We start from the raw sequence: 12095 nt of genomic DNA on the forward strand, positions 1-12095 counted from the left end.
AGCGGGTCCGGGAGTGCACCGCTCCCGGACCCGTTCACCCGGACTCCGGTGCAGAGAGAGACCGATGGTCATGTCCACCCCCGCAATCGACCCCGCCCTGGTCGACCCCGGAGCCGAGAAGGTCGCGGAATACGCGTCCCGCGGCTACGCCGATGACGTGCTCCCGATCCGCCCGAAGGATCGCACCTGGAAGACGACCCAGTTCGCCACGGTGTGGATGGGCCCGATCCACAACATCCTGTCGTACTTCACGGTCGTCGGGTTCTTCGCGCTGGGCCTCTCGGCCTGGCAGGTCGTCGCCGCGATCATGACCTCGGCGGTCATCGTCTCGATCGGCTACGTACTCAACGGCCAGGCCGCGGCCAAGTACGGCGTGCCCTTCGCGATGCAGCTGCGAGAGGCCTTCGGCCACAAGGGTGCGCTGGTACCGACCTGGATCCGCGGCATCATCGCGGGCGTCGTCTTCTTCGGCCTCACCACCGTCTCGTCCGCGCAAGCGCTCGACGTGGTGTTCGAGACGGTCTTCCCCGGTTTCACGAACATCGGGAACGGCGCCGACATCCTCGGCCTGCCGATCCCGACCGCGATCTCCTACCTGATCACCTGGGTCATCACGGTCGCGCTGTTCCTGGGCGGGCAGAAGTTCCTCGGCCGGTTCAGCACCTGGGCGAACCCGCTCGTGTTCGTGCTGATCGTGATCGCCGTGATCCTCGCCGTGGCCAACGCCGGCGGCCTCGGCGAGGTGTTCGCCTTCCAGGCCGTGCAGGCCGACGTCACCCCTCTGATCTTCATCAGCTGCGTGGCCGCCCTGGTCTCGAACTGGGCCGGCCCGATCGTCAACACCGGCGACTACACCCGCAACGCGACATCGATGAAGGCCCCGGCGATCGGCTTCCCGCTCGGCGTCATCACCTCGTACATCCTGTTCACCCTTGTCACTGTGTCGTTCATGGCCTCGCTGTCGGTCGCCACCGCCGGCCAGTTCGACATCAACAGCCCTGTCGTGTTCGTCCAGGCGATCAACTCGATCGGCAACCCGTTCGTCGTCGTGTTCCTCATCCTCGCGATGAACGTCGGCGCGATCGCGTTCTGCGTGTTCGGCAACATGCTCCCCGCAGGGCTTCAGCTGACCGCTCAGCTGCCCAGGGTGTTCACCCTGAACCGCGGTGCGGTGCTGACCGCCGTCGTCGGCACCCTGATCCTGCCGTGGGTGTTCCTCGAGACCACCAGCATCCTCTTCCTGTTCTACGCGTTCATCGGATCGATGTTCGGTCCGATCGCCGGCATCATGCTGGCCTCGTACTTCGTGGAACGCAAGCGCACGCTGGACGTCGAGGGCATCTACGCCGACTACAAGGGCGGCCAGAAGGGCTCGCTGCCCGCGTACAACTGGCGCGCTGTCGGCCTGCTGATCTTCAGTTTCGTGTTCACCATGCTCGGCACCGTGTTCACGAACGTCGACTTCCTGGTGCAGGTGAAGAACATGGCGTTCTTCTCGGGCCTGATCATCGGTTTCGTCGGCTACACGATCCTCACCCTGGCCGCACGCAAGCGCGCCTGACTCGATCCGAAAGAGAAAGAGATGACTCACACCACACCCTCCCCCGAGGTCCTGGACTCGTACTTCACTCCGGCTGTCGAGGTGACGATCGAAGGGATGCGGGAAGGCACAGGCGGCCCGTTCGGCGCGACCCTGGTGAACGCCGACGGCGAGATCGTGGTCGCGGTGGGCAACACCGTGATCAAGGACACCGACATCTCGGGCCACGCCGAGATGGTCGCCGTGCGCGAGGCCTGCAGGAAGCTGAACACGCTCGACCTGTCGGGTCACGTCATGTACGCCACCTGCGAGCCGTGTCCGATGTGCGTCGCCGTGATGATGTGGGCCGGCATCACCACGTGCTACTACGCGTCGACGCACGTGGACGCCGGTGACAACGGCTTCAGCGATGTGCACCTGCGCAAGTACCTCGACGGAAGCGACACCTCGACGCTCGACATGATCCACCTGGATACGGGTCGCGAGGACTGCGCATCGATCTGGACGGAGTTCCAGGCGCTGAACGCCTGAGCCCCAGAACACGAAGAAGGCCGGTTCCCCTGAGGAGACCGGCCTTCTTCGTATCCGCTTACTTCTTCTTCTGAGCCCGGCGCTGCGCGCGGTTCGCAGGCTGCTGCGCGGGGGCGTCGACGGCCTGACCGAAGGCGCCGCGTTCGGCGGGCTGCTCGGGCTGCTGTGCGGCCTCGCGGGCGGCAGCGGCCTGGCGCATCCGTGCGGTCTGCGCCTGCTGCACCTGGCCGCGCTCGTTGCGCACCTCGACCTCGCCGGCGTCGTTCGACGCGGAGTACTCCAGCCGCTGCTCGGGCTGACCGCTGGTCAGTCCCTTCGCCTCGACCTCGGCCACCTCAGCGGTGCCGTCCTCTCCGGCGCGACGCACCTCGACCTCGAGGTTGTAGAGGTAACCGACCGACTCCTCCTTGATCTGCCCCATCATCGACTGGAACATGGCGTACCCCTCGCGCTGGTACTCGACCAGCGGGTCGCGCTGCGCCATCGCACGCAGGCCGATGCCGTCCTTCAGGTAGTCCATCTCGTAGAGGTGGTCGCGCCAGCGGCGGTCGAGCACCTGCAGCACCACGCGGCGCTCCAACTCGCGCGTGGCAGCAGATCCGAGCGCCTCCTCGCGCTTCTCGTAGGCGATCATCGCGTCGGAGAGCAGCTCGCGCTTCAGACCGTCGGCGGTGATGCCGCCCTTGCGCTCTGCAGCCTCGGCGACGACCTCATCGATCGTCACGCCCACCGGGTAGAGCGTCTTCAGCTCGGTCCAGAGCGCGTCGAAGTCCCAGCTCTCGTTGTGTCCCTCACCGGTGTGGTCATCGACCACGCCGCCGATCGCGTCCTCGATGAAGTGACCGACGCGGTCGGCGATGTCGTCGCCCTGCAGGATGTGTCGGCGGTCGGCGTAGATCGCCTCGCGCTGGCGGTTGAGGACGTCGTCGTACTTCAGCACGTTCTTGCGCATCTCGGCGTTGCGCGCCTCTACCTGCGACTGCGCACTGCGGATCGCGCGAGAGACCATGCCCGACTCGATCGGCACGTCGTCGGGGAAGTTCGTGCGAGACAGGATCGCCTCGGCGGCTCCGGACTGGAACAGCCGCATCAGGTCGTCGGTCAGGCTCAGGTAGAACCGGCTCTCGCCCGGGTCACCCTGACGGCCGGAGCGACCACGCAGCTGGTTGTCGATGCGGCGCGACTCGTGCCGCTCGGTGCCCAGCACGTACAGACCGCCGGCCTCGATGACCTTGACGCCGTCCTCGGCGACCTTGGCCTTCATCGCCTCGTAGGTCTCGTCCCACGCGGCCTCGTACTCCTCCGGGGTCTCCTCCGGGTCGAGCCCCTTGGCCTTGAGCTCCTGCACGGCGAGGAACTCGGCGTTGCCGCCGAGCATGATGTCGGTGCCTCGACCGGCCATGTTGGTCGCCACCGTGACGGCGCCGAGGCGCCCGGCGAGGGCGACGATCTCGGCCTCACGGGCGTGGTTCTTCGCGTTCAGGACCTCGTGCTTGATGCCCTTCTTCGCGAGCAGACGCGAGAGGTACTCGCTCTTCTCGACGCTGACGGTACCCACCAGGACGGGCTGGCCGGCGGCGTGGCGCTCGGCGATGTCCTCGACGACCTGGGCGAACTTGGCCTGCTCGTTCTTGTAGACCAGGTCGGGCTGGTCCTTGCGGATCAGCGGGCGGTTGGTCGGGATCGGCACCACGCCGAGCTTGTACGTGGACATGAACTCGGCCGCCTCGGTCTCGGCGGTACCGGTCATGCCGGCGATCTTGTCGTACATGCGGAAGTAGTTCTGCAGCGTGACGGTCGCCAGCGTCTGGTTCTCGGCCTTGACCGGGACGTTCTCCTTGGCCTCGATGGCCTGGTGGATGCCCTCGTTGTAGCGGCGTCCGACCAGGATGCGGCCGGTGTGCTCGTCGACGATCATGACCTCGTCGTTCATCACGACGTAGTCGGTGTCGCGCTTGAACAGCGCGATCGCCTTGATCGAGTTGTTCAGGAACGAGATCAGCGGCGTGTTGGCGGACTCGTAGAGGTTGTCGATGCCGAGGTAGTCCTCGACCTTCTCGATTCCGGGCTCGAGCACGCCGACGGTGCGCTTCTTCTCGTCGACCTCGTAGTCGACGCCGGCCTCGAGGGTTCGCGCGATCTTCGCGAACTCGGTGAACCAGCGGTTCGCCTCGCCCGAGGAGGGGCCCGAGATGATCAGCGGGGTACGGGCCTCGTCGATGAGGATCGAGTCGACCTCGTCGACGATCACGAAGAAGTGCTCGCGCTGGACGAGGTCCTCCTTGCGCCACGCCATGTTGTCGCGCAGGTAGTCGAAGCCGAACTCGTTGTTCGTGCCGTAGGTGATGTCGGCGGCGTACTGCTGCCGGCGCACGTCGGGGGTCTGGCCCGCGACGATCACGCCGGTGGTCATGCCGAGGGCGCGGTAGACGCGGCCCATCAGCTCGGCCTGATAGCTCGCGAGGAAGTCGTTCACCGTGACCAGGTGCGTGCCCTTGCCTGCGATCGCGTTCAGATACATCGCGAACACAGCGGTCAGGGTCTTGCCCTCACCGGTCTTCATCTCTGCGATGTTGCCCAGGTGCAGGGCCGCGCCGCCCATGAGCTGCACGTCGTAGGCACGCATGCCGAGTGTGCGGCGGGCCGCCTCGCGGACCGCGGCGAAGGCCTCGGGCATCAGCTGGTCGAGGGTCTCGCCCTTGTCGTAGCGCTCGCGCAGCACGGTGGTCTCGTTGCGCAGATCGTCATCGCTGAGCTTCTCGAAGTCCTCTTCGAGCTCGTTCACGGCCTTGGCGACCTGCTTGAGGCGGCGAAGGATGCGACCTTCACCGGCGCGGAGCAGCTTCTCCAGAGGATTCGCCACGGATGTCTCCCTTGGGTCTCGGGTGCCGACGATGTTCAGCGCCGGGCATACCGTGTCATGTTACCGGCCTGTGACTTGCGCTACCTGTGCATGGGAACGCTGACGGCGAACGGACACGCACTTCGGATGCTTGCGTCGACGCACATTTCCGAGTATGCATATACTCAGAAATGCAATACCAGCAACCGATCGGAGCGCCATGTCCGTCCGCCAGAGCCTGCTCGCCATCCTCGACCAGGGTCCCTGCTACGGGTATCAGCTGCGCGCCGAGTTCGACCGGCGCACCGGATCGACCTGGCCGCTGAACGTCGGTCAGATCTACAACACCCTGGAGCGGCTCGAGCGCGACGGCCTCGTCGCCAAGGGCGACGTCGACGACGAGGGTCACGTCTACTACGTGATCACGGATGCCGGGCACGAGGCCGTGACGGACTGGCTGGACTCCCCCGTCGAGCGCGCGCAGGGCACCCGGGACGAACTCGCCATCAAGCTCGCCGTGGCGGCGACGCTGCCCGGCGTCGATGTGACCGCAGTCATCCAGACCCAGCGCCGAGCCTCCCTCGCACAGCTTCAGGAGCTGAACCGCGCCAAGTACGCGGGGACGGATCCGAACGGCCCCGAAGATCTCGCCTGGTCACTGGTCGTCGACTCCATGATCTTCGCGGCCGAGGCCGAGGTGCGCTGGCTGGATCACTCCGAACAGCGACTCGCGCAGCACCCGCAGCACGCGCTCGAACTCGCTCTGTCCACCGACCGCCCCAAGCGCGGCCGCCCGGCGAAGGCCAGGGCATGACCGTCGCGGTGCTCCGCATGGTCGGAGTCTCCCAGCAGTACGGCGCGGGCGAGCTCGCGGTGTCCGCGCTGAGCGGCATCGATCTCGAGGTGCACGCCGGCGAGCTGGTCGCAGTGATGGGCGCCTCCGGTTCGGGCAAGTCCACTCTGCTGTCCATCGCCGGCGGCCTCCAGACGCCGACCTCCGGCGAGGTCGTCATCGACGGCGAGCACCTCAGCACCGCGAAGCCGAACGAGCTCGCCGCGCTGCGGCGCAGATCAGTCGGATTCGTGTTCCAGGACTACAACCTCGTGCCCACTCTCACCGCGCTCGAGAACGTCACTCTGCCGCTCGAACTGGACGGCATCAGCGCGCGCGCCGTACGCCGGGCGGGCAAAGACGCGCTGTCGCTGGTGGGGCTGGCTGAGCGCGGGAGCGCCTACCCCGATGATCTCTCCGGCGGGCAGCAGCAGCGGATCGCGATCGCGAGGGCGATCGTCGGCGGGCGGCGTCTCATCCTCGCCGACGAGCCGACCGGTGCACTCGACTCGGTCACGGGAGAGCAGGTGATGCGCACGCTCCGCGGCCGCATCGACGCCGGGGCAGCCGGCATCCTCGTCACCCATGAGGCGCGCCATGCCGCGTGGGCGAACCGCATCGTGTTCCTTCGCGACGGCCGCATCGTCGACGAGAGCCGGCGCGAGAGCGCCGACGCGATCCTCACGGCACGGGCATGATCCGGCGCGCCCGTCCCGGTGTGATCCTGCGGCTCGCGTGGCGGCAGCTGCTGCGCACCGCCGGATCTTCGGTGCTGGTCGCATCCCTCGTGGCCGTGCCCGTGGCCGGCGCCGTGGCCGGGTTGACCTTCCTGGAGAGCCGGACGCCGACTGCGCAGCAGGCGGCGACGCTGGAGCTGGGACAGGCCCAGTCCTGGATCCAGATCATCGGCGGGCCGGATCCGAGCAGGACCCAGGCCGTCGACATGCCGTTCATGACGTCGGTGGCGCAGGACGAGAACGGCGTCGCGAAGAACTCGGAGCAGCCCGTTCCGAACGGCCTGGAGCACGCCGGGCTGCCGGCCGGCACGGAGTCGATCCCTCTCGGGCTCAGCGAGGGAGTGCGTCTGAGGACGCCGGACGGTATCGCCACCTTCACCCAGATATCCGGCGCGTCATGGGACCCACGGCTGGAGGGCAAGTTCGAGGTGCTCTCCGGCAGGACGCCCGCATCCGTGGATGAGGCCATGGCATCGCCGACCCTGCTCGAGCGGCTCGGACTGAAGGTCGGGGACGACGCGGTGCTGCCGGACGAGGATCGCCGGGTGCGCATCGTGGGGACGATGCAGGCGATGGATGCGAACACCTACTCCCGCCAGACCTTCTTCGCCCCGCTCCCTGACGATGTCGAGCCGACGTCGCTCGTGTGGTTCCTGCCCGCGTGGCAGCCCGACATGGCCGAGCTGAGTGCACTCAACCGTGCGGGATACATCTCGTTCGCCCGCGACCTCGTGATCGATCCTCCGCCGGGGGCCGTGCTCGGCGGCGAGTTCGTCCCTGAATCCGAGAAGTGGGCGACCGCCGCGACCGTCAGTCTCTCCGCCGCCTTCGCCGCCGTCCTCGTCGGGCTGCTGTCCGCGGCCGCGATGGCCGTCAGCGCCCGTCGCCAGCAGCGCTCGCTCGCCGTGGTCACGACCATCGGCGCACGGCGCGCGGACGTGTTCCGCATCGTGCTCACCCAGGGGGCGCTGCTGGGGCTCGCCGGAGGGGTGATCGGGGCGGTGATCGGCATCGGCGGAGTGGCCGCCGCTCTCGCCGTGATGAACCCCGGGGTGCAGGGCACATTCTGGTCATCGTGGGGTCTCACTGTGCCGTGGACGGTGCCGGTAGCCGTGCTGCTCGCCGTTCTCGTAGGGCTGATCGCGTCTCTCGCGCCGGCGCGCACCGCCACCCACGGCGACGTGCTCTCCGCCCTGCGCGGCGCCCGGCGCCCGGCTCCTGCGTCGCGCCGGCAGCCCCGATGGGGAGTCGTCGTGCTGCTCCTCGGCCTGGCGACGGTCACCGTGACCGGCATCGCGCTGGGCACCGCGGCCGCGCAGGGAATCTGGGGGGTGCCGACCCTGGTGATGCTGTGGATCCTGATCGTCGGCGTTCTTCTGCTGCTGCTCGGCGTCGTCCTCAGCGGCCAGGCCATCCTCGCAGCGATCGCGTGGCTCCTGCCTCGCTTCGGCTCCGCCCCGCGCCTGGCGTCCCGCGACGCCGTCGCGAACTCCTCACGCACGGTACCTGCCTTCGTGGCGATCGCCGCGAGCACCGCGGTGGCGGCCTTCGTGCTCTGCGCGATGGCGATGATCAGCGCGCAGACGCAGCGGACCTACGCCTGGCAGGGGCCCGAGGGCAGCATTGCGGTCACCGGGTGGGGCGATTCGGTCGGTGCCGATCCCGCATTCCTGCGGCAGTCCGGTGCGGAGCGGATCGTCTCCGTGTCCTCACCCCCGGAGATGTCCGTGGACGAGAACGGCGATCCGATCTTCGCCGACTCGGACGCGGTGTCCGTCGACAACTACTACGACGGAACCACGGCCGGCACCGAGGCCGGGTGGGCGAGCATGTACGGCACAGCCGTCGCCGTGATCGCCCCGGACGATCTCGAAGCACTCACCGGACTCACGATGAGCGCCCGGGAGCTGAGCGACTTCGCCGACGGCGGGGTCATCGCCAGCGCGCCCGGCGTCGTCGGCCCCGACAGCATGGTCCGTCTCTCGTTCTGGGATCAGAAAGAAGTCCACACCTCCGGGTCGCCGACTCCGTTGCGCACCGTCGAGCTTCCTGCGGACGTGCGCACCGGCCGCGGTTCCGCCTGGCCGGTCGTTCTCTCCCCCGCTGCCGCGCAGGCACTGGGCATCATCGCCGTGCCGACCACTTGGGTGGCATTGTTCGACGGCGGAGCATCGGTGCCGACCCAGGACCGGGTGAGGGCGGATGCCGAGACCGCGGAGTCGGCTGGAGGCAACTACACCGTCTCGGTCGAGACCGGACCGGAATCGATCGCGCCGTGGCTCGTCCTGGTGTTCGCCGCCGTCAGCGCGATCGTGATCGCGGCCGCCGCGATCAGCCTCGGACTGGCGAGGATCGAGCGCCGCGACGACGATGCGACGCTCGCCGCTGTCGGCGCCACGACACGGGTGCGCCGTGCCATCGGCGCCTGGCAGGCGCTCATCATCGTCGGTGTCGGGTGCGCCGTGGGCATCGCTATCGGCCTGATCGGCGCCTGGGCGCTGACACAGGCCGCGGCCCCGACCCTCATGCTCGCGGATCTGCCCTTCCTCTGGCTGACCGCACTCGGGATCGGGCTGCCGCTCATGATCGCACTCTTCTCACTCGGCATCCGGCCGCCACAGGCGACGCTCACCCGCCGCTCCGCGATCGCATGAGTTCACCGGCGCCTTCCTGCCCCCGACGCGCTGCCGTCGAGAGCTGCGGCACAGCGCCCCGGACGACCGCCCCTCCGTTCTCGCAGGGCGTATCGGATCCACAGCCCGCCCAAGGCTGGAGATCGTAGGATCGGGGAATGGCCGGATTCTGGGGTAAGCGCAAACGCGATCAGGAAGAGCTGGCCGCGCAGGACGCCGATCTCGCGCGTCGCGCGGAGCAGGCACTCGTCGAAGCGGATGAGCGCATCCGCACGACCGGGGACGAGCTCGTCTTCGCGCAGGCCGAGCTCGGCGAGTCCATGACCGCCGACCTCAGCAACGCTCTCGACGCCGTGCGCACGCACATGCGCGAGGCCTTCCAGCTGCACCAGCTGAACCACGACGAGATCCCGGACACCCCTGACGAGCTGCGCACCCGGAACGCGCGGATCGTGCAGCTGTGCGAATGGGCTGAGGAGCTGCTCGACGAGAAGACCTCCGCCATCGCGGAGCAGGTCGCTCTGGTGCGCCGCTCCCCCGAGATCGTCGCGCAGCTGCGCAGGGACGCCGAGTCCCTCGCCGCCCGCATCCCGCAGGCCCGAGCGACCGTGGAGCGCCTGTCACTGCGCTATTCGGATGCCGCGATGCGCCGCGTCTCGTCGTCGCCCGCCGAGGCAGAGCAGCTCGTGACCTTCGCCACGCACGGAGCGGAGGTGTCCGAGCGTCGCCGCGAGGCCAAGCAGAACGAGGAGGCGAACCTCGCCCTCGAGACCGCGACCGAGGCGATCCGCCGCGCATCCGCCGTGCTCGACGGCGTGGAGGACTTCGAGATCCAGGCGCTGCGTGCCGAGTCCACCCTCGCCGCCGTGGTCGACGACTCGCGCGGAGACCTGATCGCGTACCGATCGGCACCGCAGACCCGCGAGGTGCAGACTGCGGCATCCGCTCTGGAGGCGGCGCTCGCCGCCCTGCCGCCGTCGGGAACCCGCAACGACCCGTTCACCGAGCTCACGGCCCTGCGTGAGGCGAACACCGGCCTGGACCAGGCGATCGCCGCTGCGCAGTACCGCGCGGAGCATCCGCTGCCCTCTCTCGAGCAGGTGCAGCACGCGCTCGACGATGCCGACCGCCAGCTCGGCATCGCGCGCCCGCTGATCTCGGGCCACCGAGGCTGGATCGGCGCCGATGCGCGCACCCGCTTCGCCGAGGCCGAGCGGCTGCGCATCGACGTGACCGGCATGCTTCCCGCCGAGGAGACCCGGGAACAGGCGCTCTCCACCGCACGACGCGTCGGCCAGCTGGCCGCCGAGGCGCTGCAGCTCGCACAGCGCGACATCGAGTCCGCGCGCCCGCAGGACTACGCCGGATGGGGCGGACCGAACCAACAGGGCGGATGGGGCGGCGGCCGGCGCGGCGGGGGCGGCGGCGACATCGTCAGCGGCGTCCTCGGCGGTCTCGTGATCGGCAGCATCCTGGACGGCATCTTCGACTGACCTCCGCGCACAGGAAGAGGCGGCCTCCCCGTTCGGGAAGGCCGCCTCTTGCGGATTCAGGACGCCAGTGCCTCCTCCGACGGCGGCGCCTGCGTCGTCAGCGAGATGACACCGTAGTCCCAGCCCTTGCGCCGGTACACGACGCTCGGGTGGTCGGTGCTCGCATCGACGAACAGGAAGAAGTCGTGTCCGACCAGCTCCATGCGGTCGACGGCCTCCTCGACCGTCATCCACTCCGCATCGAAGTTCTTGGTGCGGATGACGACGGGCGAGTAGACCTCGTCCTCCTCCGCCTGGACGGGTACTGCCCCGGTCGCGACGGCCTTGAGCACGTCTGCGGATGCGGGCTGCACGTCGATGCCGGCCAGCGCTCCGCTGCCCTTCTCGAAGTGCGCCCCACGCGGGTGCTGACGCCCGTCGATTCGCTTCTCCTTCGCGCGGCGAAGCTGCTCGGCGAGTTTGTCGACAGCCAGGTCGAGGGCGACGAACTTGTCGCCGTCGACGGCCTCTGCGCGGATGACCGGGCCTCTGCTCACGAGCGTGAGCTCCACGGTCTCGTCGGGAACACGCCCGTTGCGATACGCGCGGTGGGTGACCTTGACGTCGATGCGCTGGGCCTTGGGCGCGAGCTGTTGGAGGCGTCCCAGCTTCTCCTCGACAACCGTCCGGAACCGATCGGAGATGCTCACTCCGACACCGACGATGCTCGTTTCCATTCCTGCCTCCTTGTCCCGGTCCTCCCGGCCAAGGGCGGACCGTGGTCGCCTTGTGTGCCCTACCGTAGTGCCGAGATCGACGGTTGTCACTACCCGTTAACCCCGTGTTCGGATCTGCTCGGTGTGGCGGCGAGCGCGACCGCGCCGAGGACCCGATGTCCGGCCTGCCGGAGCACCCGCGCGGCCTCGTCGATCGTGGCCCCGGTGGTGACCACGTCGTCCACGATCACCACTGCTCCCGCTCCGGCAGGGCCGAGAAGCGGATGCCGCACCCGCATGCTGCCCCGCACGTTCCGTGCACGCGCCGCGCGGCCGAGGCTCCGCTGGTCGGTGCGGGCGCCCGTGCTCGCCAGCATCCGGCACGGCGAACGTCCCGCCGCCCGCAGCAGCACCTCCGGCACGCGGTAGCCGCGCCTGCGGAAGGCCGCCCGGCTCGTGGGGACGGGCACGAACAGCGCACCGTCGAGCTCCTGCGGGAGGGCGGCACGCAGGGCCGCGCCGAGCGGCGGCACGAGCAGGGTCTGGCCGTCCTCCTTCACTCGGCGGATGCAGCGGGCGACGACGGAGTCGAACTCGTGCGCCGCCCACACCTGCACGCCGCCGGGGGTGGTGCGCCGCACAGGGCGGGCGATCAGCGCATCCGCGCAGTCCGGGCACAGCAGGCTGCCCGGACTGTCGCAGCCGGGGCAGTCTGCTGCGAGCAGGAAGGCGAGGGCCTCGGCGCCGAGGCGCCGGGCATGATCGATCCAGACGGCGAGCATGCGTCGATCC

The 12095-nt window shown here is 68.9% G+C and carries 9 protein-coding genes; 6 read left to right on the forward strand and 3 right to left on the reverse strand.

Features of this window, described 5'->3' with window-relative positions; translation table 11 throughout:
- Window positions 1–70 precede the first annotated feature (70 nt).
- On the forward strand, window positions 71–1561 hold the full coding sequence (locus tag ACFVAE_RS04840; protein ID WP_378888525.1) for a cytosine permease: 1491 nt from the start codon (window positions 71–73) through the stop codon (window positions 1559–1561).
- 21 nt (window positions 1562–1582) lie between these two features.
- On the forward strand, window positions 1583–2071 hold the full coding sequence (locus ACFVAE_RS04845; protein ID WP_378888528.1) for a nucleoside deaminase: 489 nt from the start codon (window positions 1583–1585) through the stop codon (window positions 2069–2071).
- Window positions 2072–2129: 58 nt separating this feature from the next.
- Here ACFVAE_RS04845 and secA read toward each other — a convergent pair whose 3' ends face one another.
- A complete protein-coding gene (gene secA, locus ACFVAE_RS04850) occupies window positions 2130–4934 on the reverse strand; it encodes a preprotein translocase subunit SecA (protein WP_378888531.1) in 2805 nt (934 codons plus the stop codon).
- Between the two features lie 199 nt (window positions 4935–5133).
- On the opposite strand from secA, the gene ACFVAE_RS04855 reads away from it, so the two are divergent.
- The 4 genes from ACFVAE_RS04855 to ACFVAE_RS04870 all read left to right on the forward strand — a co-directional run bounded on the left by ACFVAE_RS04855 (window position 5134) and on the right by ACFVAE_RS04870 (window position 10608).
- The gene (locus ACFVAE_RS04855; protein WP_378888534.1) at window positions 5134–5727 is read left to right on the forward strand and encodes a PadR family transcriptional regulator; all 594 of its coding nucleotides are present in this window, start codon (window positions 5134–5136) and stop codon (window positions 5725–5727) included.
- Window positions 5724–6443: an ABC transporter ATP-binding protein gene (locus ACFVAE_RS04860; protein WP_378888537.1), complete on the forward strand. Its 720-nt coding sequence runs from the start codon at window positions 5724–5726 to the stop codon at window positions 6441–6443. Before ACFVAE_RS04855 ends, ACFVAE_RS04860 begins: the two co-directional genes overlap by 4 nt.
- Complete coding sequence (locus ACFVAE_RS04865) at window positions 6440–9136, forward strand: FtsX-like permease family protein (RefSeq protein WP_378888540.1); 2697 nt, start codon at window positions 6440–6442, stop codon at window positions 9134–9136. Before ACFVAE_RS04860 ends, ACFVAE_RS04865 begins: the two co-directional genes overlap by 4 nt.
- Before the next feature lie 137 nt (window positions 9137–9273).
- A complete protein-coding gene (locus tag ACFVAE_RS04870) occupies window positions 9274–10608 on the forward strand; it encodes a hypothetical protein (protein ID WP_378888542.1) in 1335 nt (444 codons plus the stop codon).
- Window positions 10609–10664: 56 nt separating this feature from the next.
- Here ACFVAE_RS04870 and hpf read toward each other — a convergent pair whose 3' ends face one another.
- Window positions 10665–11324: a ribosome hibernation-promoting factor, HPF/YfiA family gene (hpf, locus tag ACFVAE_RS04875; RefSeq protein ID WP_378888544.1), complete on the reverse strand. Its 660-nt coding sequence runs from the start codon at window positions 11322–11324 to the stop codon at window positions 10665–10667.
- Window positions 11325–11413: 89 nt separating this feature from the next.
- Complete coding sequence (locus ACFVAE_RS04880; protein WP_378888546.1) at window positions 11414–12085, reverse strand: ComF family protein; 672 nt, start codon at window positions 12083–12085, stop codon at window positions 11414–11416.
- Window positions 12086–12095 lie beyond the last annotated feature (10 nt).

Origin of the sequence: Microbacterium sp. NPDC057659 (genome assembly GCF_042799915.1) — a bacterium.
Classification (GTDB): Bacteria; Actinomycetota; Actinomycetes; order Actinomycetales; family Microbacteriaceae; genus Microbacterium.